Below are 25,014 nucleotides of genomic sequence, written 5' to 3'. Positions count from 1 at the left end.
AAACGGCGCAATATAAATGTTGCTGCCGTGGCCTAGGCCAACAACACGGCCAGGATTGTCTGGGCTTTATTGGCCCACAAAAGCGAGTTCCAGGGGACTCAGAATTAGTCGTGCATGAGCCAGGGTCTCAGCTCCTTGAGGTTGGTTGCCACGATTTGCTGTGCCTCGGGGTTAGTGGCCTGGTTTCTCGGATCGATCTGATAGCGTTGCAATACATACTTCACCAACGCTCTGCGACTGGGCACCACAAGCTGGCCATCAATCATGCCGAAGTCGGTTTCGATGATTGACTTCTGCGCCGCGTTCAATCGCCCATCGGCTGCAAAGATGACGGGGATCTCGGTATTCCAGTCTTCATCCCGCTCACGAGTATTCTGCGATTCGTCGAGCAAATCCGGCTGACCGCGCAGGCGGCTGAGCACAAAGTCGCGGTACTCGCCATTCTTCTCGCAGTAAGCCCGTACATGCCATCGCATACCGGTGTAGACCAAGGTGTGAGGGGCTATGAGGCGAATCTCCACGTTCGGAGTATTGAGCGACACGTACTCGGTTTCGAGGCGCAGGCCATCGCGACAAGCCTTGAGCAATGGGCGCAGGACTTCCGGCCGAATCGGACGATCCGGAACTTCCAGCACCTTGGTATGGGCGTAGGCCAGGGCGAGTCCATCGATGTGCGGGGCGCGTTCGTTGTTCTGATAAAGCAGGTGCAAATAGGCGCTTGCGCTGTCGTCGATGAACAGCGGCGTGAACGTCTTGCTGGGCACGTAGCCTTTTATTTTTTTGTCATATGTAAGATTTTTAGGCGCATGTTCTGTGATGTAGGTGTTGATGTCCTTGGACGCCTGCTGACGGCTGATGCCGAAGCTCTGCATCAAGTGTCCCGTGGTCAACCGGCCCTCCCACCAGGCAACTGTCTCAATCAAACGATAGCGAAGTGCCAGATCCCAGCGGACCTGTTCGATGGACTGCTTGCGTTTCATACCCTCTCCTTGTGCGCGAATACTTTACCTGTATAAGTCTACATTCTAGACCTGTCGTTCAACACTACATATCGTGTGTCTGTCTTCGAAATGAATTGAAGTCACGAAAGGAAGTGGACATGAGTATGTCGGAAGCGGTTTCGACAGGTGCATTGCTGATGATGGGAGCAATCCTGTTGGTGTTACTGCATCAGTGTCTGAGATTGGGTGATCTCTGGCAGATGGCCAGGGGCTGCCAAAAAAATGTGCGCTGGGCGCGGATCTGGGAAATGGAAAACCGCGAACTGCGTTCGGCGTTGCGAGCCGAGAAAGAGCACGTCCAGCAGTTGCAAAGAAAGCTGGTGATTCTGCAGGAATTGATCCCCGCAGAGGGATGAGGAAAGGACATGAACAGACTTGAACGGATCAAGGGTTGCCTGCTCGGCGGCGCCGTCGGTGATGCGCTAGGCGCCCCAGTGGAGTTTCTCGAATGGTCAGCTATTGAAGCTAAGTTCGGTCCACAAGGTATCGTTGATTTTGCCCCCGCATTCGGTACCACCGGCGCCATCACCGACGACACGCAGATGATGCTTTTCACCGCGGAAGGCTTGCTGCGGGCTTATGTGTGCGGCAGCTCACGAGGGACTTGCCACGTCCCCAGCATTATTCATCATGCGTTGCTGCGCTGGCTGATAACCCAGGACTACCCTACGGCGATGCCGATCGGAGTGGACGGCTGGCTGATCAAGCAATCGGAGCTCTGGTCTCGGCGCGGCCCTGGCACTACTTGCCTGGGTGCACTCAAGGCCAGTCCGCGGCTGGGTGCAGTTGCTGAGAACAACAGCAAAGGCTGTGGCGCCTTGATGCGCGTTGCGCCCTGCGCCTTCTTTGCAAACGCCTTTGACTACGCTGTCCAGTCAGGGCGCCTGACTCACGGACACCCTACGGGCTACCTGGCGGCCGGGTTGTTTGCCGATATTCTCCAGCGCATTGTCGATCGGCAAGACAGCCTGGAACACGCAGTCACTCAGAGCCTGGCCCAATATGGACAAGTGCCCGGTATGGAAGAAATACGGAGCCTCATTGAGCGCGTACTTTTCTTCTTTTACGAGGGCTACCAGCCCACTCCGCAACGAATAGGCGAGCTCGGTGGCGGATGGGTCGCCGAAGAAACGCTGGCTATCGGATTGTGGTGTGCCCTGGCAGCGCCTTCGTTCGAAGAAGGCGTAATCACGGCGGTGAATCACAGTGGCGATAGCGACAGTACCGGGCTCATCGCCGGGCACTTGTTAGGTGTTCAGTATGGTGCTGCAGCGATTCCTGCTCGGTGGTTCGAGCAATTGGAGCTGCGCGAAGTGATTGTGCAAGTCGCCGAGGACATGGAGCGCATTCCGCGTGAGTACTGTGGATTTGGTGGAGTGTTCGATCAGCAGATCGAGCTGGCGTATCCCGCTGGCTGAGAGCGCTGATGGAGACGACTATGGATAATTTTCAGGAGAGCTGCGATGCCTATAAAGCCCATTCAATTACCGAATCCTTGGTTTCGTTATCGCCTACGTTTGTGAAGGGACGCTTACAGTGCGCCCGTTGTTCCTACATGCGCAGCTCCCCCACGTGCGAGCGAGGTTGTGTCCGCTAAAAGCGGGCATCCCGACGAGCGGGAAAAATGGGGCGTGCATGCCCCCCCATCAAATGACCTTACGACATAAAAGTCAGCAACTCACCCGCTCCCCCATCTGCTCATGACGATTTTCTTTCCACCATTTGCCATTTAGAGATGCGTCATTGCGCCGATAAAGATAGCTATACGGTGTGCCAGCCTCCGAATGGAAGGCTCTGGAAAGGGCCTTCCACGCCTGTGTGGTCATTCATCGACGGCGTTTCAGCTTGCGTCCAGCACGCAGCATGCCGCGTGCGGAATGGACGCTTCGCGGTAGCACCCTTGGCATATCAATTTCGATGATCGAACGAGGAAAACCCTGTGGCCCTGCAGTCTCCCGAAGTCTTGCTTGAAAACCTTAATAGCGCCTTGCGCCACCTGCGCGGTGCCTGTACTGACCTGGGTAACGAGGAAATCGACGAGAAGCTCCTGGAAGTCATGCGCCGGCTGTTGCTCGCCGAGGTGCTTGGGAATACCTGGATCGTGGCCGTCGGTGGCTCCCAGGGGGCAGGCAAGACTACGTTGATGGCGTGCTTGTACGGCTTGCGTGGTGACGGGCCTCAGTGGCTTGAGGGCAATGAAGGGCGAGGCGAGAAAATGCCCGTGCTGGTGCTGGAAGACGATGGAGTTCCGCACTCCCAAGGCTATGTGCGCAGGTTAGTGCAAGATGCGGTTACCAGAGGCTACACGCTGCAGGATGTCCAGGTTGAAGTAAGTGAATTTCAACGGGCCGTATCTGACCCTGCCACTGGTGATCTGCTACCCGTGCTGCGGGTTCCGCGGCGTTATTTCAAGCGCGATAGCCAGGCTTGGCTGCTGCTGCCGGGCTATGAAAAGCAGGATCGCGACAATCGTGGGTGGCAGGAGTTAATGCGCCAAGCCATGGTTGCTGCGGGTGGCTGTATTGTGGTGACGGATGGTACGCGTACGGCCAGCCAACAGCATGAGATGGTTAAAGACATGTTAGAAGGCGAGCTGCAGGGCGTCCGGCCTTACATTGTGGTCTCGAAGACTGAAGATACCCGCAATGATCCGCAAGCACAGGCGCAGCTGCGCGCCAGTGCGCAGGCCATGTTCAAGGTGGATGCGGATGCTGTCGAGAAGCAGATTATTCTGACAGGTACCGATGACCCGGAATACGTGGCGCAATGGATGCCGCATGTGCAGCGCGCTATCAACGATCTGAATTTTACGGGTCAATCAAACCGGCACCTCCAAATGAGCCACCTTTCCGAGCTTATCGGGAAGGACCTGACGCGCGTGCTAAACCTTATTCGAAGCAAGGCTCGACTTTTTTTCAACAGCGGTGAAGAAGGTGTGGGTGACGGTGCTCAAGCACTGGCTTCCATGCTTGAAACATTCGATATCGCGGTTGAAGAACTACGCGCTGATCATAGCGAGTTGGTGAATGGGCTTGCGAACCAAGCTTTCGTGGCAGCGGCGAAGGAGTTGACCGATAAGCTGGCCAGCGACCACGAAGGGTTTATGAACTGGATGTCCAGTGCCTTCGATACCACCAGTGAAACTAAAAATAAGATGCAGGGTGTGGTGCAGAGCGCTTGGCGGGGGGAGGCGTCGCAGCTTTTTGCGAATTATTCAGGAGGTCTAGCCCAACTGACAGGTCGCAAGCTGGGCCGCTCTGATGAGACAGTCGTGGCTGCGAACGCCACGCCAAACATCATTCATGAAAAGTCGCGCGCTCTGATCCGGGCGGGGTATATGAACGCGTCCGGGCAACTGGTCAAGTTTCAAAAGTTGACGCCTGAAAATGTCGGTGACATCCGTCTTCTGCTTGGCCACAACACCACAGAAGAGGCTGTTGCGCACAAGGAATCCAGTAAGCAGTTAGGAATTAGTGTCGGGCTAGTGCCGGCTGTCGCACTTGAATATACCCGCCTCTTCTATGCGATGCCGGAAGTTGTGGGGCTCAAGGAGGGATTCATCCCCGCAAGCGACGCATCGGTCAGCAACGTGATGCAGGATGGCGTTCAAAGCCTCCAGGCCGGTGTTCAACTTGGAAAAACCGCTATTCGCTCACTCGCTGCGGTAATGGCTGTGGATGTTGTCAGCGATGGAGATTCAGACATCCTGGGCACCATTTTTGGAAAAACAGAGCCCTCCGATGGCACTTCATTGCCCCCGGTACCTACAACCCTGCACCCGGCAGCGGTCGCGGCAACGGCCGTCGTAGCAGCCGCGTATCTCACGACAGTTGCAGTAACGCGCCTGCGTACATTTGAAAAGGCTGCGAGTACTCAAGCGCATGCGATGCTCGGTAGCGTCCATGATCATCACGTTGAACACCTTAAAAAACAGTTTGATAAAACGATGGCTGCGGCACGTGCCAGGATTGTCGAGGGGATGCGTGCGCGTTACAAAATGGATGAAGCGCTGATGCGTAAAGATCGCTTGGCAAGAACGATGGCCGAAGTGATCTCCCTGACAGGTGACCTTCGCCATGAACTCAGTGTGTCGGCTGCAGGCCTCAATGTGTTCGCCGCGGGGCGTGGTGTTTGACATGTTGGTGAATCCAGTAGCGGAATACTGGCACAACCTGCAAGCGCAGCGACCGGAGTGGGCATTGCGCGCCTATGCGCGTTTGTTGAAAACGCTGAGCAAGGATGTACAGGAACGCTTGCAGTCCAAGGAGGAGGGGGCCGAGCCTTATGTCGCGGTATTTGGGAAGACGCAAGTTGGCAAGACCACGCTTTTGCTCGACTTGATGGGTATCGCACCTGCGCATATGGCAGGAATTTCCCTAGTACTGCGTGGTGGGCGAGAGGCCGGGAGGTCCGCCACGGCCACCACCATGGAATACCGCCGTTCGGAGAACAGTAATTGGGGGCTGTGCGTGCAAGGCAAAACCCAATACCTGAAGGGAGATGACGAAATGACCCGGGCGCTGGGCGCGATCCGGGAGAAGATGGAGAGTGGCCGTCTGGTTGCAGATTCCCCCTGCGTGGTGCATATCCCGCAAGGCTACTTCAGCGGAGGCAAAGCTGCGCTTGGAGTGCGAATGTTAGACCTTCCGGGAGATAACCCCACTAACGAGCAAGAGCAACGCCATGTACATCTGATGGCGAAAACCTACTTACCCTTTGCAGACCTGATTTTGCTGGTCGGCAAAGGCGATGACCTAGGCTTCTTGAAGCCTGGAGTAATTACGCTTCCGGGCATTGAAGACTGGCAGTCCATGCCGTATCGCTTTCGCATTGTTACCACTTATTCTTACTCGTCGCAGTCCGTCAAGGACATTCTGCGCAAGGAGCAAGGTGTCGACGCCACCCGGGTGCGCCAGCGGCTGATTGAGCAGATCGAGCGCTTTGGCGATCTAAGCGAGACAGCTCGCCAAGAAAGCCTGTTCTTCCCTCTGGAGTTCGGCAATAGCTGGGGCCATGCGAAAAAGTCTGAGCCGGAGCTCTATTCACGCATGGAGCCTATTATCGCAGAGCTGCGCGCGGAACTGCTGTCGCAAATTTCCAGCAGTACTACGCCTATGGGCCGCTTACGCAGCACGCTCAATACGCATGTCAGCGTCCTGTACATACAGAAGAAAAAAAACGAGGCTATTACAACTGAGATCACCGCGCTCGGACGTAAAAAAGAAGGTGTGGCTAATGACTTAAAAACGTGGGAGCGCCTTGTAAAGGACGCCCAGCGCATTGTAAACGCGCTGTCCGAACTTTTGGCTGCTAACCCTAAAGCACTGGGTAAAGAGGCTATCGACAACGCAGGGAAGACCCTGCTGGCCGCCCCACCCAGACGTTACATACCTGAAGAGGGAAGCGTCAAAGACGACTGCGAGACCCTGAAAGCATTGATGCGAAACTATTGCCGAGCTCTCGGCGGTATGCACCTTGAGGTCAGTGCCGGAAAATGCCCGCCCGCGTATTGGCGGCACGTTCACAACTCGCTTGAGGAGCTCAAGTCAAGTGTGATCGAGGATGTCCTGGACGACGCATTCTGGTCAATCCGTAGCAAGCTCAACGACTATTTCATCGATACTTATCTTTCGTCCTCCAACTACCAGGCGGATCGAGATAGCGTGCGTTGTGCTGGCCGAACGGCGCTGGTCGCTTTGACCGAACTTTGGCAAGGCAAGTGGCTATCGGCCCTTAGCCGTGCCGATACCGCTGTTCGGCGTGAGCTCGAACAAGCGCGTGCCACACTCAATGTGCATCAGGACGAAGAGCGCAAGACACGAGGCGAGCACCATTTGATCAAGCAGCAAATCGCCACTCTGGAGGTGGAGCGCAAACGCGTTGCACTCAGTTCGAAAGAAGATCTAGAGCGCTGTGAGCACTTCATTGACTTGCTTAAGCAAGAATACGCTGCAGAGCTTGATGAGCGGTACACCGCCGCTATGCATGTGCCAGACGATAGTGATGCACTGTTGCATCTGCTCTCGTGTGTAGCGTTGGGGTATCAGTACCAGGAGTTTATAGCGCTCATTGAGCAGTCTGCTAGCTAGAGAACTTCATTCACCCTCGACATCCTATATTCAATGCTTCAGGGAAAGATCATGAGTTTTCAACCGACGGAAAAAGAGAAAAGCCTGGCCGAGTTAATGGCGAGAGTCCTGAAGGAGCCCCTTAAGCCGCTGGACAAATCAATGGCCGACTTGAACGGGGAACTGTCGGAAATCAAACAGCTGGCTGACGACAGCGCGGGCACGCTTTCACTGTGCTTGGAGAATGCCGAAGGCGCTTTCAAGCAAAGCAAAGAAGCAGCCAAACTATCGAGAAGCCTGCAAGATGAACATTTGCCGGCACTCAAGAGCAGCATCGCTCAGCATGTCCAGGACGGGGCCGAGGCAGTTCAAGCACAATTGAGCNTTCAAGCAAAGCAAAGAAGCAGCCAAACTATCGAGAAGCCTGCAAGATGAACATTTGCCGGCACTCAAGAGCAGCATCGCTCAGCATGTCCAGGACGGGGCCGAGGCAGTTCAAGCACAATTGAGCGCCTACGCCGATCGTAGCGCTTCAGCGCTGGAGGCTGTGGCTAAGGATGTGTTGTCCGCCCTGGACGGTGTCAATCAGGAGCAACGCAGTACCGCTCAAACGATTGAAGCGTTGCCGGCCCATCTAAGCCATGTGAGCGGGGAGCTGTCGGATATCAAACAGCTGGCTGACGACAGCGCGGGCACGCTTTCACTGTGCTTGGAGAATGCCGAAGGCGCTTTCAAGCAAAGCAAAGAAGCAGCCAAACTATCGAGAAGCCTGCAAGATGAACATTTGCCGGCACTCAAGAGCAGCATCGCTCAGCATGTCCAGGACGGGGCCGAGGCAGTTCAAGCACAATTGAGCTCCTACGCCGATCGTAGCGCTTCAGCGCTGGAGCTTGTGGCTAAGGATGTGTTGTCCGCCCTGGACGGTGTCAATCAGGAGCAACGCAGTACCGCTCAAACGATTGAAGCGTTGCCGGCCCACATAAGCCAGGAGTTGGGTATCACCAATGCCAGCTTAGAAGATCTCGGCCAAACGTTGCAGGACCAGATTCGCCAAAGCCAAGCGCTCGTAGATGCAGCCATCGCGCGGGCGCAGGCGCAATTGGAGTCGACCAGTTCGGCAATTGCCTTGGGTCTGAAGAGCACTACCGGCCGAATATCCCAACTTGTAATGCATCAGCAACGTACGGCCCAAGCCGCGCATCAGGCTATGTTCAGCGAGATGAGGGATGCTGCTACTCAGGCACAGGCCGCGACTGAAGAGAACGTGCAAACAGGCCAGGCCCTAAATGAGTCACTCAGCGCCCGTCACGACGAGCTAGTTGCGGCGTTTGCCAACCATACTGAAGCACTGAACGCTCGCCTTGATCAGAGCCAGGCCAAGGTCAGGAACTTGACAATCACCACCGGCGTTCTTCTCGTGTTGATGGCGGTCTACGTGGCGTATGGCTTGCTGGGGCACTTGAGCTGACGCTGCGATTGCCGCCTGCCGTTTTAGTGGACTAGCGACAGCGGCACACGCGCACGACCCAATGATAGTCCTATCCCTTGAGCCACAAGAGTTCGATTACGAACGCTCTCTAATATCCTCCTAAAAGTGGCGTATTCACTCCTGCGGGGAATGCGGTTACATTGTTATCTCGTTATGCCATCTAGGCAGGCGGTAATTTATGGAATGGAGTCCGTTTGTCGATTATCACTCACGCAGATCTTGAGTCAGCTCTCACTGGAAATCCGGAAGCACTTGATGTCCACCTTACGCTTGTGGAGCGAGACGTTCTTGTTGATGGACATTTGGTAAAAATTCACTGCCACTGTCTTTCAGTGGATGGAAATGGCCGAGTGCAGCCGAATCGGCTGGCCGAATTTATGCGGAACGCGGTTGTGGACTACGCTATTCCGCGCTCGAAACTCACTGACGCCAAGGCGCGCGATAACAGATTCAACAGCACTGAAGCCGTAGCCGAGCTAGTCGAACGAGCTAAGCGTTCGTTCACCGACTTGGCAAACACCGGTGAGGGCGGGGAGATGTTGCTTTTTCTGCTGGCGGAGCGATTCCTAAAGTTGCCACAGATTCTTTGCAAGATGGATCTCAAAACGGACTCCCGAATGCACTATCACGGTGCTGATGGAGTGTATGCTGGGGTAACTGCAGAAGGAACTTTAAAACTATATTGGGGTGAATCAAAAGTTTATGGGGATGCGAGTGCTGCGATTCGCGATTGCCTCAGCTCTCTCTCCCCTTTTTTGATCGAGGCTGATCACGAGGAGTCTGGAAGGGAGCGCGACCTAATGCTTCTTAGCGATAAGGCCGATCTTAGCGATCCAGTGCTTACCGACGCGCTCAAAAAATATTTTGATAAGTCCTCAGTCATGTCTAAACGAGTTCAGTACTGTGGTGTAGCTCTTGTAGCCTTCGACGCCCCGTTTTACCCGAAAGACAATGCGAAATCTGTTGCCGAAGAGATCGTTGAAGCTTCACGTACCGCACTAATAGGTTGGAGCAACCGTGTTGGCGAACGACTCAAATTGGAGAAGCTCGACCAGATTGAAATCGAGCTGTTCTGTATTCCTCTGCCGTCCGCAGAAGGTTTCCGTGCTGCATTCCTTAAAGCAATGGGGATTAAGCAAGAATGAGCCTCGCCGACCTACAATCGTGGCTCCGCCTGGAAGGCATACGAGAAGACCTCGATGCGATTACTCTGCTTACTGTGCGTAACGAACTCGACAATCTGGCAGCTGATACGTCGAGATCCTCAGCCGAGCCTTTTGATTGGCCCAGATTATTGCTTGCTGGCAGTATCCTCGCACGATCAGATCAAAGGAGCGATCAAGAAGCTGCTCTTCGAATTGCAACAGCTGCTATCTCTCTAACGAAGGATCAAACGCTTCAAGACGCGGGCGCCGTGTTAATGAGCAAGCTCTCCAATTTCCGAGCTATTGTGCTAGCCACGGATAGAAACCTATTGAAAGCTGATCTGGGCGGTCGACTGGGTGTTGCATTGCACCTCGAGGCGCAGCGTCGCGAGATGGACAGTTCCATTCTCGTTCAATCGAGCGGTATCTGGTTGCAGGTGAACGATTTTCAGAAACGTTTCTGGACGAGTGCAACCGGTGATGGGTGGCTTTCGGCATCCGCGCCTACTGCCTCTGGCAAGACATTCCTCGTACTTCAATGGTTGATCGACCAGTTAATTGCGGGCGAGACACGTGTGGCGGTTTACCTCGCCCCAACCCGCGCGCTAGTTTCCGAGATAGAAACCAATCTCAAGGCACTCATCGGTGATACCGGTTTAGTTGAGGTGTCTTCACTTCCTCTTCCTGATAAGTACAAAGTTGCTCGTGCTGGCGGCACGCGGCTGATTCTCGTATTCACTCAAGAACGTCTACATCTTCTCGCCAACGTTCTCCACGATGAATTCTCGGTTGATCTGCTCATCGTGGACGAAGCACACAAGATCGGTGACAACCAGCGCGGTGTGATTTTGCAGGATGCGATAGAGCGAGCCACACGCACGAATCCAAAGATGAAAGCTGTGTTTATCAGTCCGGCAACCCAAAACCCGGGCGAATTACTCACAGATGCTCCTCTCGGTGTAGAGACCATCACTGTCGATAGCGACTCCTCCACAGTACTTCAGAACCTCATAGTAGCAACTCAAGTACCTCGGAAGTCGAAGCTGTGGGCCCTTACTCTTCGACAGCCTGGTTCAGCACTCCCACTAGGTACTCTTCAACTCGCGAGTACTCCGGCAGGGCTTAAGAAGCGCCTCGCGTTTATCGCTGCAGCTGTCGGTCAAAGAGGTGGCACCCTCGTTTACGCGAACGGTGCAGGGGAGGCAGAGGAGGTGGCTGATTTGATCAGCCAGCTCTTACCTAAGCTTGACACTGTCGACCCTGAGCTTTCACAGCTCGCTGAACTTGCTAGAAAAGGAGTGCATCAAGACTTTCGGTTGGGACCACTCGTTGAGCTGGGAGTGGCATTCCATTATGGGAACATGCCGTCATTAATCCGACTGGAGATAGAACGACTATTCCGGTTGGGCAAGATTCGTTTCCTGATCTGCACTTCTACTTTGATCGAGGGTGTAAATCTGTCTTGTCGTACGATTGTGGTGCGTGGGCCGCGTAAAGGAAAAGGTCATCCAATGGAGCCTCACGATTTCTGGAACCTGGCTGGTCGCGCAGGTCGATGGGGTGACGAGTTTCAAGGAAACATTATCTGTATTGATCCAGAAGACTCGACGGCTTGGCCTACTGGCGTGCCTAATCGTTCACGGTATCCTATTAAGCGCGAAAGTGATGCTGTCCTGGAGCTCGGTGACGGCATGGCAGATTATCTTGCCAGACGAGGACTAATAAACGCCTCTAATCTTGAGGATGCAGATAAGTTCGAGCAGGTGGGTGCTTACTTGCTGACTACTTTTATGCGGCTCGGCTCCATATCAGCGGCTAGCCTTGCGAAACGCCATGATGCGGCGTCGATTGCAAAGCTCGATCAAGCGTTGGCGATACTAGCAAAGCAGATTGAAATCGATGTCGAGTTGGCCGCTCGGCACCCAGGGGTAAATGCAATTGGCCTTCAACACCTTCTTGACGCTTTTCGTGCTTACCCTGGTAATGTTGAAAACCTGCTCCCTGCTGAAGTCGCGAGTAACGATAGCTATGACCGGTTCGTCACGATCATGCAGCGAGTCAACGAACACTTGTTTCTTGCGTTCACCCCCGAGTCCCGCGTTAAGTTACATGCACTAATCATCGTCAAATGGCTACAGGGGTACTCGCTAGCCAGGATTATCAGCGATAGTATCGAATGGCACCAAAACGTGGGTAGAGCTTTCAAACTGCCTGAGCTGATCCGAGGAACTATGGAGTTGGTGGAGCAAATCGCTCGATTCAAGGCGCCAAAATACCTTTCAGCCTACATGGACGTATTGCACTTAGATCTCAACGAAATTGGCCGAAAGGATCTTATTGACGATAGTTTGGATATCGGAACACAGCTTGAATTTGGTGTTTCTTCTATGACACTCCTCTCGCTGATGGAGCTCGGCCTCTCTCGTATGAGCGCTGTTGCTTTGTACGAGAAAATTGCTCGAGACGACCTAAGTAGAGAGGGGTGCATGGAATGGATCGCCGAGCGTATAGATAAATTCCAGGCAATAGGTATTCCAGGCATCATCATTCGCGAAGTACGCGAATGCCTCAGGCTGTCTGATAAAGAAAATAAATAACCAAGGAATTGGAGGTTACATATGCCCGCAAAACCCATCACTCTCGGTCCCATGCATTTTGAAAAGAAGGGAGATGCTGTCGCATATTTGAAGGACATTCTCCGTAGGTATGATCTGGGTGACCGAGTTAGTGCTGAAGACTCAGTGATTCTGCATGCCGCGTTGGAGCATCATCCAAATGCTGCGGTAAAAATTGGGTCAGGTGTTACCAGTTTCAGTGTTCGCTCTGCTGACTTCGGCACCAAGTGCTTCTGGGTGAATCGTACAGACGGAACTACCGAAAAGTTCTCTATTACAGGTTCCATTCACGGTAGCTAATCAACATCTCATTTTGTCCGTTGGACTGCGCACTTCAAGCTAATGCGAACCAAAAGGTTATCAGCGTATCGAAACGATTTGTTTATCTCGGTTCTCTCTGACAGCTGACACAGACAGGTTGCCGGTAGCGGCTTCCTGAATGTGATCGCTCCACCAGGCCATCATCGGGCGTCTGCGCTCGATGTAGTCCGCTCGGTTATAGGCGCTGCGAACCTCGTCTTTATCGACGTGGGCAAGCGCTACCTCGATCAGCTCTGGGTCCCATCCCTGTTCGTTCAGGATGGTACTGGCCATGGAGCGCATGCCATGGCTCACCAATCGACCTTCAAAACCCATACGTTTCAGGGCCATGTTTGCTGTCTGGCTGTTGCAATGATCCCGTGGGTCTCTGTCTGCCGGGAACACGTACTCTCTGTGGCCGCTGTAGGGCTTGATCGTCTCTAGTAGAGCAAGCGCGTGTTCGGTCAGTGGTATGACATGAGCACGTCGCTTCTTCATGCGTTCCGCTGGGATCGTCCAGGTTTTCCTGTCTAGATCGATGTCAGCCCAGGATGTCGTAGCGGCTTCCGCTGGGCGGGTCATGGTGTGAAGTTGCCATTCGATCAGGCAGCGCGTTGTTCTTTTTATGCTTGCATTGGCGATGGCGACCATAAGTTCTGGCAGTTCTTCAGGACGGAGGGCTGCCATGTTCTGCTTTTTCGGCTTCTTGAAAACGGCCCGGATGCCGCTGAGGGGATTGGCAAAGATCATTCCTGAGTTCACGCCGTAGGTCATGATCTCGTTGAGTCGTTGGGTCAGTCGCTTCACTGTTTCCAGGCTGCCTTTGGTTTCCAAAGGGCGCAGCAGCTCGATGACCATCGGGGCATTGATCTGCGAGATAGGTGTTGTTTCCAACGATGGAAAGACATGCAGCGTGAGCGAGCGCCAGATGTCCTCGGCATAAGCCTGAGTTACAGAATCCTTTTTCAGTTCAAACCAGGCAGACGCCACGTTCTCGAATGTGTGCTCGGTTGCCTGCCTTTTTGTTTGCGCCAGCTCGCTACGTTGTTCTTTCGGGTCGATGCCATGAGCGAGAAGTTCTCTGGCTTCGACCGTTTTCTTCCTAGCTTGAGCGAGCGAGAGTTCTGGGTAGGTGCCGAGGCCCATATTGATGCGGTTTTTGGTAATCGGCTGCCGGTAGTTGAAGTTCCATAGCGTAGAGCCATTGACCCTCACACGCAGCTGTAGACCGTCTCCATCACTGAGGACGTAGTCCTTGTCTTTCGGCTTTACCGCTTTGAGTTGGCGGTCAGAGAGGCGGGTGGCTTGGGCGCACATGAGGTGTTCCATGACATCAATTGGTATTCCAAAAATTACCACTGAAGGGCTTGGAATACCATCTGGAATACCAGATGTCGTGGATTGTGCCGGACGTCCATGGACGCCGGTAGACCCTAAAGCCTTGATTTTGTTAGGTTTCAGGCACAAAAAAAGACGTCCGTGGACGTCTTTAGATGTAAAGTTGGTGGAGCCGGGGGGATTTGAACCCCCGTCCGCCAGTACTCCGCTGTCGGTACTACATGCGTAGCCGTTTCTATTAAGTTAACCCTCAGCGACCCGAAGGGCAGGGTGCTTTGGGCGAGTTGTGTAAGTTTTAGCCGCTTCGTCCACAACGTACTGCACGGCGATTCTGTTCTATATGACAATCACTTTGGGTTTACAGACATCCCCTGGTGATTGCTGGACCCGAAGGTACCAGAAGCTCAGGATCTAAGGCTGCTTACGCAGCGAAAGAGAGTTCCTGGCCGTAGTTTTCGTCATTGGCAACTATAAGAAGTTGCAACAGTGGATTTACGAGTTCTGTTACCAACTCGGCATGCACCTAAAGTTTCGCAACCGGCGTCGAATCCTAAACGGCCCCGTGCTTGTAACTCGTTGTTTCTTAGTGAGTGACAAGCCTGTGCAGTGTACGCCAAAAGGTCAGCGAAGGCCAACCCGAAGGTTGGCCCTATCGCTTACTGGCCGCCTTTGTCGCTGTTTTGCAGGTCCTGCAGGGCCTTGGAGGTGATTTCGATGCACTTCTTCTCATCACCGGCCGCGAGGGCGGCCTTGGCCTGGGAAACGGCGGTGTCGATTTCGCCGCTTTTGCCGCTGGTGTCGGTGGCCAGCAGGGCCTTGCCGTTGTTGATTTTGTCCAGGTTGATCTGGCACAGGTCTTTGTCACCGGCAGCGAAAGCAGGGGAGGCGAGCATCGCAGCGGTAATAAACAAGCCAGCAAGAGCGGAACGCTTCATAGGGTATCTCCTTGCGCAAAAGGGCTCGACGCTGCTGGCGTTTAACCGCTGCCAGCGACATCACTGATGAGCCTCGTTCGTCGAGGCCTATGCAGATGACTGCGCTGGCGCGCCAGGGTTCTGTTTTTTTGCAGGGTTAGTGAGCGCGTGCGCGGGTGACCCGGTCCACCAGGTAGACCAAACCGTGGTAATCAATGCCGCCATGCTGGCTCAGGCCGATCTCGCAGGTGCGGCTGGTGGAGATGCCTTCGCTGCAATGTTGCACGGCGTCCTTGAGCGAACGCAGGGAGTGGGCGTTGAGTTCCGGCGTGGTAAAGCCTTTGTCGCCGGCAAAGCCGCAGCAATGAATGCCTTTGGGGATTACCACGGTTTTTGCGCAGCGCCGGGCCAGTTCGATCAGCGCCTGGCTTTCGCCCAGGTGTTGGGTACTGCAGGTGACGTGTACGGCGATGGGCGCTTCCTGGGGGGTGAAGTCGAGGCGGTCCATGAGGTGGGTGCGGATGAAGCGCACCGGGTCGTAGAGGTCCAGGCGAGTTTCGCCCAGGTCTTGCACCAGTCGCAGTGTGCATGGGCTGGTGTCACAGTAGATCGGGTCAAGGCCGCCACGGCTGGCGTGGAGCAGGGCGCCGATCAGTTCCTGGCGCTTGTGTTCAGCCTGCTCGGCGTAACCTTTGGAGGCGAAGGGTTGGCCGCAGCACAGGCTGTCTTGGTTGTCGGGGAAGACGACTTGGTAACCGGCTTTTTCCAATAAATTGCGGGTTTTATCGTACAGCGACATCTGCTCTTTATCCCCGGCTGCCGGACCCATGGCGCGTGAGACGCAGGCGGCCAGATACACCACTCGCGGGCGCTCGTCCGACACCGCTGGGCTGAAGCGAATGGCTTTTTCCGGTTGAGGCATGGCGTTGGTCCACTGCGGAACCTGGCCTTTGGACAATTTGGTCACCGTGGCCGACCACTTCGCCAGGCGCGGTGCTCCCAGCAGCATGCGTGCGCCATTGGCGACGTGCAGGGTAAAGCGTGCGCCTTGCAGCGCCATGGAGAAATGGCTGGCAAGCCATTCGGCGGTTTTCGTACGGTCGGCCTCGCGGCTGCGCAGCTTTTTCACCAGGTCACCGGTGTTGATACCGACAGGGCAGCGTTGGGCGCAGAGCCCGGTCGCGGCACAGGTCTCGATGCCTTGGTAGTGGTAGGCCGCTTCCAGCTCGGTGGTGTCGACCCCCGCGCGTTGCTTGGCCTGAATATCGCGCCAGATCACGATGCGTTGGCGTGGGCTCAACGTAAGGCCCTTTGACGGGCACACCGGCTCGCAGAACCCACACTCGATGCACTTATCCACAAGCTCATCGGCGGCAGGCAAGGGCTTGAGGTGTTTGAGGTGAATCTGCGGATCGTCGCTGAGTACTACATCCGGGTTGAGAATACCGTTGGGGTCGAGCAGGCGCTTGAGTTGCCACATCAGCTGGTAGGCGTCGCTGCCCCATTCCAGCTCGACGAACGGTGCCATGTTGCGGCCGGTGCCGTGTTCGGCTTTCAGCGAGCCACCAAATTCAACCGCCACCAACTGCGCGACATCATCCATGAACGCTTGATAGCGTGTGACTTCTTCGCGGCTGTTGAAGCCCTGGGTGAACACAAAGTGCAGATTGCCTTCCAGGGCGTGTCCGAAAAGGATGGCTTCGTCGTAGTGATGTTTGTCGAACAGTTCGATCAAGCGGTTCACGCCAATCGCCAGTTGCTCTACGGGGAAGGTGACGTCTTCGATGATCACGGTGGTGCCGGTCTTGCGCACGGCGCCTACGGCGGGGAAGGTGTCTTTGCGGATCGCCCACAAGCGAGCGTTTTCCACGGGGTCTTCGGTGAAATCGACCTGTTTCTCTACGGGAAACGCCGCCAGGGAAGCCATGATCAGTGTCAGTTGTTCGTGCAGTAATGCGGGCGAGGCGGCCCGGGATTCGATCAGCAGTGCGCAGGCGTTTTCCGATAAGTGTTGTACGAATGCGGGCATGCCCGGCTTGTTCTGCACCGAGCGCATGCTGCGTCGATCCATCAGTTCAACCGCTGAGACCGGCTGGGTTTTCAGTACCGTTACCGCGTTGCAGCAGGTCTCGACATCCGGGAATACAATCAGCGCCGAGGCTTTGTTCGGGTGATCGACCACCGTGTCGTAGGTGACGGCACTGATAAACCCCAGGGTGCCCTCGGAGCCCACCAGCAGGTGGCTGAGAATATCCAGCGGGTCATCGAAATCCACCAGGGCATTGAGTGAAAGGCCGGTGGTATTTTTCAGACGGTATTTGTGGCGGATCTTTGCCGCAAGCTCAGTATTTTCCCGCGTCTCACGGCCTAATGTGGCCAGGCGCTCAAGCAACGCGCTGTGGGTTTGGCGGAAGGCTTGCACGCTGGCGGCGTCTTCCGTGTCCAGGCGGCTGCCATCGGCCAGTACCAGGCGGATGCCCGCCAGGGTGTGGTAGGTATTCTGCGCCGTGCCGCAGCACATGCCACTGGCATTGTTGGCGACGATACCGCCAATCTTGCAGGCATTGATCGACGCTGGGTCCGGCCCGATCTTGCGCCCGAATGGCGCGAGCCAGGCGTTGGCCTGGGCACCGATGACGCCCGGCTGCAGGCGTATCTGAGTGCCTTGCCCGCGGATTTCGCGATGGTTCCAGTTGTCTCCCAGCACGATCAGCACCGAGTCGCTGATGGCCTGCCCGGACAGGCTGGTGCCGGCGGCGCGAAAGGTGACCGGCGCGTGATCACGCTGGGCCAGTTGCAGCAGTGCGACCACTTCGTCTTCTGACTCCACGCGGATCACCAGCTGTGGGATCAGGCGGTAAAAGCTGGCGTCGGTGCCGAAGGCCAGGGTGGAAAGTGCGTCGTCGAAACGACGATCTTTCGGGATCAGTTGTGCGACGTCGCTGATAAAAGCAGCAGGCAGGCTCATCGGTCCTCCAGAAATAGCAGACGCCGGAATCGTTATCCGGCGTCGATTCTTACCCTATTACGTGCAGGTCTCAGTGCACCAGCATACCGGTGAACCAGTAGGCCTGCGCCAAGGTGATCAGCCCGACGATGGTGGCAAAAAACAGGCTGTGCTTGAGGGTAAAGCGGAACAGGTCGGATTCCTTGCCTACCAGGCCGGTGGCGGCGCAGGCCACGGCGATCGATTGCGGCGAGATCATTTTGCCGGTCACGCCGCCGCTGGTGTTCGCCGCTACCAGCAGGGTGTCATTGACACCGATCTGGTGGGCGGTGGTGGCTTGCAATGAGCTGAACAGGGCGTTGGATGAGGTATCGGAGCCTGTCAGGAAAACCCCCAGCCAGCCAAGGAATGGCGAAAAGAACGGGAAGGCTGCGCCGGTGCCGGCCAGCACCAGGGCCATGGTCGAGGACATGCCCGAATAGTTGGTCACGAAAGCAAACGCCAGCACCATGCCAATGGACAGGATCGGCCAACGCAGCTCAAAGAAAGTTTCTTTTAAAGTGGTAAGACCAGTTTTAACGTCAATTTTCAACACCAGCATGGAGACTAGTGCGGAGAAGAAAATCGCGGTGCCGGTGGCCGAAATCGGGTCGAGCTTGAATACGGCCGGGATGGCGGTCGGGTTGGTCACGATGGGGGCGACTTTGATCACCAGTTGATCCAGGTGAGGGATCGCAAAGTTGAAGACCCAGCTGTACATCGAACCGCCCGCGGCGAACATGGCCTTGAAGGGCTTGAGGGTCCAGATGGTTACCAGCACGGTCAGGATCAGGAACGGTGACCAGGCCTTGAAAATCTGCCCCAGGCTGTAGGGCGAAATCACTGTACTGCGTGGCAAACCGAAGCCGCCGATGCTGGAAGTGACCGCTACGCTGGAGGTGGCGCCGGCAATCTGTGCGCCTGCGGTGCGCTTAGGCTGCCAGACCTTCAGGAACAGCGTCAGGGCAATCAGGCTGGCGAGCGCCGAGGTGATGTCTGGCAGTTCCGGGCCAATGAAGTTGGAGGTGAAGTACTGGGTGATGGCAAAGCTCAAGCCAGCCACCAATGCCGCTGGCCAGGTTTCGCGAACACCGCGCAGGCCGTCCATCATGAACACCAGCCAGAAGGGTACGAACAGCGACAGCAAGGGCAATTGTCGGCCGGTCATGGCGCCGATCTTGAACGCATCAATGCCGGTGACCTGGCCTGCGACGATGATCGGAATGCCCAATGCACCGAAGGCCACTGGCGCGGTGTTGGCAATCAGGCACAGGCCGGCGGCGTACAGCGGGTTGAAACCCAGGCCGACCAGCAGCGCGGCGGTGATCGCCACGGGCGCACCGAAACCGGCGGCGCCTTCCAGGAAAGCACCAAAGCAAAAGCCGATCAGCAGTACCTGCAGGCGCTGGTCGTCGGTGATCGACAAGACCGAGCTGCGGATGATCTCGAACTGACCGCTCTTGACCGTCAATTTGTAGAGGAATACCGCCGCCACGATGATCCAGGCGATGGGCCACAAGCCGTAGGCAAAGCCATAACCGGCTGCAGCCAGGGCCATGTCTACTGGCATCTGGAAGGCGAAGATGGCGACCAGGATCGACAGCGCCAGGGTGATGCTGCCAGCCACATGACCTTTAAGGCGAAACACAGCCAGGGCCAGGAAGAAGAACACGATGGGAATGACGGCGGCCATTGCGGACAAGCCGAGGCTGCCGAGAGGGCTGTAGAGCTGTTGCCAGGTTTGCATATGGGGTGGCCCCTGATTTTGTTGTTGTTTGTGTGCTTGGATAATTGGTAATACCAATTTACACTCGCTGTGGGCTAGATTAAGAGGCATTGCAGGGGTGTGTCAATTTGCCGCTCGCGAAACTTTGGTCTTAGGGCGTGATGGGAGGTGCTCTGATCGGATGAATCAAAGGCGTTCTGATAGGTGCTGCAAGCGCAGCGATAGGCCAGAATAGAAGGCCCGGCGAGTGGTCGGGATCGTGGAGAGTGAGTTATGGGGTTTGATCAGGTGCGTCAGCGCCGTTTGTCTGATGACATTGTCGAGCAGCTTGAGGGCATGATCCTTGAGGGCACGTTGAAGTCAGGCGAGCGCTTGCCGGCCGAGCGCGCTTTGGCTGAACAGTTTGGTGTGTCGCGCCCGTCATTGCGTGAGGCGATCCAGAAACTGGCGGCCAAGGGGTTGCTGGTCAGTCGCCAGGGCGGTGGCAACTATGTGGTGGATTCCTTGGGGTCGACCTTCAGCGATCCGCTGCTGCATTTGTTGGAAAACAATCCCGAGGCACAGCGGGACCTTTTGGAGTTTCGCCAGACCCTGGAGGCTTCCTGTGCCTATTACGCGGCGTTGCGTGCCACGGAGGTCGACCGTGAACGACTGACGGCGGCTTTTGAGGCGCTGCAGGATTGTTATGCGCGAGCCGATGAGGTGAGCCGAGTGGAGGAGGGCGCCGCGGATGCAAGGTTTCACTTGGCGATTGCCGAGGCCAGCCATAACGCCGTATTGCTGCACACCATTCGCGGCTTGTTCGACCTGCTCAAGCGGAACGTGGTGACCAACATCGGCGGCATGTACCAACAGCGTACAGAGACCCGCGACATGCTGATCAGTCAGCATCGGGATTTGTACCTGGCAATCATTGAGGGGCGAGCCGAGCAGGCGCGCGAAGTTTCGACACGTCACCTGTTGTATGTGCAGGAAGTGCTGGAGGAAGTACGTCAGGAGGTTCAGCGTGTAGCGCGGGCGGAACGACGCAAGGGCATGTAGCCCCGGGCAAGGTGCCCGAGGCTACATCGTCGCAAGGGTTATTCTTCCTTACCCTTGTTGCGCACGGCGCGATGCAGTTCACGATTGGAATCGCGCTCGCGTTCGGTATCGCGCTTGTCGTATTCCTTCTTGCCCTTGCCCAGTGCGATTTCGCACTTGACCAGGTGCTTGCTCCAGTACCACGACAAGCAAACGCAGGCGTAACCTTTTTGCTGCACAGCCGCGGCGAGCTTTTCCAGTTCGCGGGCGTTAAGCAATAGCTTGCGCGTGCGCACCGGGTCGGCAATCACGTGGGTGCTCGCGGTGGTCAGCGGGGTGATATGACTGCCGAGCAGCCATGCCTCGCCATCCTTGAGCAGCACATAACTGTCGACCAGCTGCAGTTTGCTGGCACGCAGACTCTTTACTTCCCAGCCGGCCAGGACCAGACCAGCCTCGAACCGATGTTCGATGAAGTAATCGTGTCGCGCCTTTTTATTTTGCGCGATGGTCCCTGTGGGGTGTTTCTTTTGTTTAGCCATAGGGGCGGCATTATAGGGAGTTGCGAGCGTGTCGGCTACGGTCAACCTGCGTGCTTGAGCGTGTTGGACGAATCCCGGACAATACGGGCAGTTCTTAGGTTTTTTTCTCTCGCGGATCGGGCTGTACTTTCGCGATGTTTGCCGCTCAGCAGTGGAAGTAACGCTCACATGACGACGCATATTCAACGTTCGGCCCTGTTGCCCTATCCAGCGCAGGCGCTCTATGACCTGGTCAACGACGTGGCGCGTTACCCGGAATTCCTGCCTTGGTGCTCGACTGCCGAGGTCTTGGAGAGCAGTGACGAGCACATGGTTGCCAGTGTCGGGGTCGCCAAGGGCGGTCTTAGCCAGCATTTTGTGACGCGCAATGTGCTGGTGCCTGGCAAATCCATCGAAATGAATCTGCAGGAGGGGCCTTTCACTCAGTTGCATGGGGTGTGGGTATTCAAGGCGCTGACGGATAAAGCCTGCAAGATCAGCCTGGATTTGTCTTTTGATTATGCCGGGCCCATTGTGCGTGCCACGCTGGGGCCTTTGTTCAATCAGGCCGCTAATACGCTGGTGGACGCGTTCTGCCAGCGGGCCAAGCAACTGCATGGTTGAGATTGAAGTGGTGTATGCGGCGGTGGATCGCCAGGTTCTGTTGGCGGTGACAATGCCCGTGGGCACCAGCTTGAGGGCGGCGGTCCTGGCGTCGGGAATAGCCGAGCACTTTCCTCAATTGATGTTGGCTGACTGCCCGCTGGGAATCTTCGGTAAGGTGGTGGCGGACGCTGATGTGCGTGCTGTGCAGCCCGGTGATCGAATTGAAATCTACCGACCATTGCTGGCGGACCCCAAGGAAGTACGCAGGCTGCGTGCGGCTAAAGCTGCGATGAGCAGACAGCAAAATTTATAAGCCGGCCAAATGGCAGACAACAAAAAGCCCGGCATGCCGGGCTTTTTATCGAGCGCCGCAAAATTACTGCGGGTCGGTGTCCAGAGGTTGTGGCGTCGGGACGGGAACAGTTTCCACGCCGTCGACGTCTTTCTGGATCTGGTCCAGCAGCGAGCCTGGCTTGGCCGGCACCTCGGATTTCGGCTTTTCAGCTTCCTGCACAGGTGCGGTCACGTTGGTGCCGCTGTCTTTGCCCAGCAGCGCTTCATCGCGGCTCACGCCAGGCATGAAGTCACCGGACAGGCTGACAAGCTGGTCATTGCCGTTGAAGACGACACTGACGCGCTCCTGTTGGCGTTCACCGCCACCTGGCTGGAGGCTATAGAGATAATCCCAGCGATCGGCATGGAAAGTGTCGGTCAGCAGGGGGTTGCCCATGATAAACCGTACTTGCCGTCGGGTCATTCCCGGGCGTAACTGGTCTATCATGTCCTGCGTGACGACATTGCCCTGCTGGATGTCGATTTTGTAAACCCCGGGGAATGAACAACCGGCGAGTGCGAGCAGTCCCACAAAGGTGAAACTGGTTAGCAAGAGCTTGGTGTTTTGCATCGGTGGGCGACTTCCACTATCTTGGCTGGGACAACGTAAACGCCGATCATACCCGTATTAAGAGAAGCTGCGAAGCAGCATCCGCGAGAAAGCTAACCATGGTTGAAAATAGCGAACTACGCAAAGCCGGTCTCAAAGTGACTCTGCCACGAGTCAAGATTCTACAAATGCTCGATTCTGCTGAGCAGCGCCACATGAGTGCCGAGGATGTCTACAAGGCGCTGATGGAGTCTAACGAGGACGTCGGCTTGGCCACGGTTTACCGTGTGCTGACCCAGTTTGAAGCCGCAGGGCTGGTGGTTCGTCATAATTTCGACGGCGGTCATGCGGTGTTCGAATTGGCCGACGGTGGTCACCATGACCACATGGTTGACCTGGATACCAATGAGGTTATCGAGTTCACCAGTCCTGAAATCGAGGCGCTGCAGCATAAGATTGCTGAGGAGCATGGGTTCGATTTGGTCGATCATAATCTGGTGTTGTACATCCGTAAGAAAAAGTAAAAATCGACGCAGATTTGCTCTGTGAAACGATTGAAGGCGACCCCAGGGTCGCCTTCGTGCTTTCTATAAGAAGGGAAATATCAGTTCAGGCCTTCGCCGCCACGACCATTTTTTTCGCGTGAGCCAAGGACTCCTTGGTCAAGTCGATACCGCCGAGCATCCGCGCGACCTCTTCTACCCGCTCCGATTTGTTCAGCTTGGAGACGGCCGTATGCGTCGCGTCATTGCCTCGCACCTTGTGCACAAATAAATGCTGATGACCCTGGGCGGCCACTTGCGGCAAGTGAGTCACCGTAAGCACCTGTCCACGATCCCCCAGGCGGCGCAACAACTGGCCGACAATCTCAGCGGTCGGCCCGCCAATGCCAACGTCTACCTCGTCGAATACCAGCGTCGGCACTCGTGAGGTTTGGGCGGTAATCACTTGGATCGCCAGGCTGATTCGCGACAGCTCGCCGCCGGACGCGACTTTGGCCAGGGCTTTGAGTGGTTGCCCGGGGTTGGCGCTGACCAGCAGTTCTACTTGCTCCAGCCCATGGGGTTGCAGTTCGTGACTGGCGTTTGCGCGTAGTTCGATGGTGAAGCGCCCGCCTGGCATGCCCAGGCGCTGGATTTCTTGCTCAACGGCGCTGGCCAGGCTGGTGGCTGCTTGATGGCGCAGGTCGCTCAATTCCCGGGCCTTTTCTTGATAATGGCGGGCAAACGAAGCGAGTTCCTCGCCCAGTCGCTCGATGGATTCGTCGTTCGCGTTCAGCGTCTCGATTTCATCCAGCAGTTTCTGCTGCATGGCGGCGACTTCAGTGGGCTGGATTCGATGCTTGCGTGCCAGGGTATAGATAGTATCCAGGCGCTCTTCTATTTCCTGCAGGCGCGCTGGATCGGCATCGAAATGGTCCAGGAAACGATTCAGTTCGCCGACCGCCTCCTCAACCTGGATCTGTGCGCTGGTCAGCAGGGTGGTGGCTTCACTCAGCGAACCGGAAGCGTTGTTCACACTGGACAGGCGATTGAGGCTGGCGGTCAGTGCGTTGAGTACATTGCCGGAATCGCTCTCACTGCATTGCTCGACCACCTGGCGGCATATACCTAGCAGGGTCTCGGCATTGGTCAGGTTCTTGTGTTCCTGCTCAAGCTGCTCCAGCTCGTTCTCACCCAGGCCCAGGCTTTCGAGCTCTTCCAGCTGATAGCTGAGCAACTGGTGGCGGGCACGTTGTTCATCGCCGGAGTTGGAGAGGCGTTCCAGCTCCTGGCGCGTCTGGCGCCAGCGTTGGGCCGCGAGTTGAACTTGACGGGCAAGATCGGTGGCGCCGGCGTATTCATCGAGCAGGCGGCGGTGGGTATCGGTTTTCAGCAGGGATTGGTGCTCATGCTGGCTGTGGATATCAATAAGCAGCTCCCCCAGCGCTTTCAAGTCGCCCAGGGGGCAAGGGGTGCCGTTGATATAGCCGCGGGAGCGCCCTTCGGCAGTGATCACCCGACGCAGAATGCAGGGCCCTTCATTATTGAGGTCACGCTCGGCCAGCCATGCCTCGGCTTCAGGAATATCCGCAAGGTCGAAGGTGGCCAGGATATCGGCTTTGTCAGAGCCAGGGCGTACCACGCCACTGTCGGCGCGGTCGCCGAGGGTCAGGCCCAGAGCGTCGAGCATGATCGACTTGCCGGCGCCGGTCTCGCCTGTGATTACGCTCATCCCGCGATCCAGTTCAAGGTCCAGGTGTTCAACAATGGCGTAGTTGTGTACAGACAGGTGCACCAGCATGACGGCCGCTCCCAGGCTTTAGGTCTGGTTATTTATACAGTGTTTTATTCTGGGCTGACAATCCCGATGCTTAGCTCGATTTGCTTGATCAATGCGTTTTTTTAGCGCAATGCGGAATG

The 25,014-nt window shown here is 56.0% G+C and carries 20 protein-coding genes and 1 other RNA gene; 12 read left to right on the top strand and 9 right to left on the bottom strand.

The features are described from left to right. Window positions 1-104: 104 nt before the first annotated feature. The gene (locus ASD70_RS04145) at window positions 105-980 is read right to left on the bottom strand and encodes a WYL domain-containing protein (protein WP_056845723.1); all 876 of its coding nucleotides are present in this window, start codon (window positions 978-980) and stop codon (window positions 105-107) included. A gap of 119 nt (window positions 981-1,099) precedes the next feature. Here ASD70_RS04145 and ASD70_RS04140 point away from each other — a divergent pair, with 119 nt between their 5' ends. The 8 genes from ASD70_RS04140 (at window position 1,100) to ASD70_RS04100 (ending at window position 12,618) form a co-directional block, all read left to right on the top strand. Next, the gene (locus ASD70_RS04140) at window positions 1,100-1,357 is read left to right on the top strand and encodes a hypothetical protein (RefSeq protein WP_056845722.1); all 258 of its coding nucleotides are present in this window, start codon (window positions 1,100-1,102) and stop codon (window positions 1,355-1,357) included. 9 nt (window positions 1,358-1,366) lie between these two features. Then, the gene (locus ASD70_RS04135) at window positions 1,367-2,419 is read left to right on the top strand and encodes an ADP-ribosylglycohydrolase family protein (RefSeq protein ID WP_056845721.1); all 1,053 of its coding nucleotides are present in this window, start codon (window positions 1,367-1,369) and stop codon (window positions 2,417-2,419) included. Window positions 2,420-2,940: 521 nt separating this feature from the next. Further along, window positions 2,941-5,136, top strand: coding sequence for a hypothetical protein (locus tag ASD70_RS04130; RefSeq protein ID WP_056845720.1), 2,196 nt, complete (start codon window positions 2,941-2,943; stop codon window positions 5,134-5,136). A gap of 1 nt (window position 5,137) precedes the next feature. Beyond that, window positions 5,138-7,090 carry a hypothetical protein gene (locus ASD70_RS04125; protein WP_056845719.1) on the top strand — a complete coding sequence of 651 codons (1,953 nt, stop codon included), beginning with the start codon at window positions 5,138-5,140 and terminating at the stop codon, window positions 7,088-7,090. Window positions 7,091-7,454: 364 nt separating this feature from the next. Continuing rightward, a partial coding sequence (locus ASD70_RS04115; RefSeq protein ID WP_236708683.1) for a hypothetical protein occupies window positions 7,455-8,537 on the top strand: 1,083 nt, incomplete at its 5' end. Window positions 8,538-8,752: 215 nt separating this feature from the next. Continuing rightward, complete coding sequence (locus tag ASD70_RS04110) at window positions 8,753-9,703, top strand: HamA C-terminal domain-containing protein (protein WP_056845716.1); 951 nt, start codon at window positions 8,753-8,755, stop codon at window positions 9,701-9,703. Next, on the top strand, window positions 9,700-12,300 hold the full coding sequence (locus tag ASD70_RS04105) for a DEAD/DEAH box helicase (protein ID WP_056845715.1): 2,601 nt from the start codon (window positions 9,700-9,702) through the stop codon (window positions 12,298-12,300). The genes ASD70_RS04110 and ASD70_RS04105 overlap by 4 nt, the downstream gene beginning before the upstream one ends. 21 nt (window positions 12,301-12,321) lie before the next feature. Further along, window positions 12,322-12,618 carry a DCL family protein gene (locus tag ASD70_RS04100; protein ID WP_056845714.1) on the top strand — a complete coding sequence of 99 codons (297 nt, stop codon included), beginning with the start codon at window positions 12,322-12,324 and terminating at the stop codon, window positions 12,616-12,618. 60 nt (window positions 12,619-12,678) lie between these two features. Here ASD70_RS04100 and ASD70_RS04095 read toward each other — a convergent pair whose 3' ends face one another. The 5 genes from ASD70_RS04095 to ASD70_RS04080 all read right to left on the bottom strand — a co-directional run bounded on the left by ASD70_RS04095 (window position 12,679) and on the right by ASD70_RS04080 (window position 19,603). Continuing rightward, window positions 12,679-13,935 carry an integrase domain-containing protein gene (locus ASD70_RS04095; RefSeq protein ID WP_056845713.1) on the bottom strand — a complete coding sequence of 419 codons (1,257 nt, stop codon included), beginning with the start codon at window positions 13,933-13,935 and terminating at the stop codon, window positions 12,679-12,681. Between the two features lie 185 nt (window positions 13,936-14,120). Beyond that, window positions 14,121-14,518, bottom strand: a transfer-messenger RNA (tmRNA) gene (gene ssrA, locus ASD70_RS28070). A 94-nt stretch (window positions 14,519-14,612) separates the two neighbouring features. Beyond that, window positions 14,613-14,891, bottom strand: a complete 279-nt coding sequence (locus tag ASD70_RS04090; protein ID WP_046069562.1) for a hypothetical protein — start codon at window positions 14,889-14,891, stop codon at window positions 14,613-14,615. 136 nt (window positions 14,892-15,027) lie between these two features. Continuing rightward, window positions 15,028-17,838 (bottom strand): FAD-binding and (Fe-S)-binding domain-containing protein, encoded by a 2,811-nt coding sequence (locus ASD70_RS04085; RefSeq protein ID WP_056845712.1) that lies wholly within the window; start codon window positions 17,836-17,838, stop codon window positions 15,028-15,030. Between the two features lie 70 nt (window positions 17,839-17,908). Next, the gene (locus tag ASD70_RS04080; protein WP_056845711.1) at window positions 17,909-19,603 is read right to left on the bottom strand and encodes a lactate permease LctP family transporter; all 1,695 of its coding nucleotides are present in this window, start codon (window positions 19,601-19,603) and stop codon (window positions 17,909-17,911) included. Between the two features lie 252 nt (window positions 19,604-19,855). Between ASD70_RS04080 and ASD70_RS04075 the strand changes: the two genes are divergently transcribed. Continuing rightward, the gene (locus ASD70_RS04075; protein ID WP_034117836.1) at window positions 19,856-20,623 is read left to right on the top strand and encodes a GntR family transcriptional regulator; all 768 of its coding nucleotides are present in this window, start codon (window positions 19,856-19,858) and stop codon (window positions 20,621-20,623) included. Between the two features lie 38 nt (window positions 20,624-20,661). Here ASD70_RS04075 and smpB read toward each other — a convergent pair whose 3' ends face one another. Continuing rightward, window positions 20,662-21,144, bottom strand: coding sequence for an SsrA-binding protein SmpB (gene smpB / locus ASD70_RS04070; RefSeq protein WP_014719962.1), 483 nt, complete (start codon window positions 21,142-21,144; stop codon window positions 20,662-20,664). Window positions 21,145-21,312: 168 nt separating this feature from the next. On the opposite strand from smpB, the gene ASD70_RS04065 reads away from it, so the two are divergent. Beyond that, window positions 21,313-21,747 carry a type II toxin-antitoxin system RatA family toxin gene (locus ASD70_RS04065; protein WP_005791512.1) on the top strand — a complete coding sequence of 145 codons (435 nt, stop codon included), beginning with the start codon at window positions 21,313-21,315 and terminating at the stop codon, window positions 21,745-21,747. Then, complete coding sequence (locus ASD70_RS04060) at window positions 21,740-22,042, top strand: RnfH family protein (RefSeq protein WP_046069559.1); 303 nt, start codon at window positions 21,740-21,742, stop codon at window positions 22,040-22,042. The genes ASD70_RS04065 and ASD70_RS04060 overlap by 8 nt, the downstream gene beginning before the upstream one ends. Before the next feature lie 63 nt (window positions 22,043-22,105). Here ASD70_RS04060 and ASD70_RS04055 read toward each other — a convergent pair whose 3' ends face one another. Further along, entirely contained in the window at window positions 22,106-22,633 is a 528-nt protein-coding gene (locus tag ASD70_RS04055) for an outer membrane protein assembly factor BamE (protein ID WP_043048396.1), read from the bottom strand. A 98-nt stretch (window positions 22,634-22,731) separates the two neighbouring features. Here ASD70_RS04055 and fur point away from each other — a divergent pair, with 98 nt between their 5' ends. Then, on the top strand, window positions 22,732-23,136 hold the full coding sequence (gene fur, locus ASD70_RS04050) for a ferric iron uptake transcriptional regulator (protein WP_003194220.1): 405 nt from the start codon (window positions 22,732-22,734) through the stop codon (window positions 23,134-23,136). Between the two features lie 85 nt (window positions 23,137-23,221). Here fur and recN read toward each other — a convergent pair whose 3' ends face one another. Then, the gene (gene recN, locus ASD70_RS04045; protein WP_056845710.1) at window positions 23,222-24,895 is read right to left on the bottom strand and encodes a DNA repair protein RecN; all 1,674 of its coding nucleotides are present in this window, start codon (window positions 24,893-24,895) and stop codon (window positions 23,222-23,224) included. Window positions 24,896-25,014 lie beyond the last annotated feature (119 nt).

Source organism: Pseudomonas sp. Root569 (assembly GCF_001427465.1).
In the GTDB taxonomy this organism is placed as follows: Bacteria; Pseudomonadota; Gammaproteobacteria; order Pseudomonadales; family Pseudomonadaceae; genus Aquipseudomonas; species Aquipseudomonas synxantha.
This window is presented reverse-complemented; position numbering and strand designations above follow the sequence as displayed.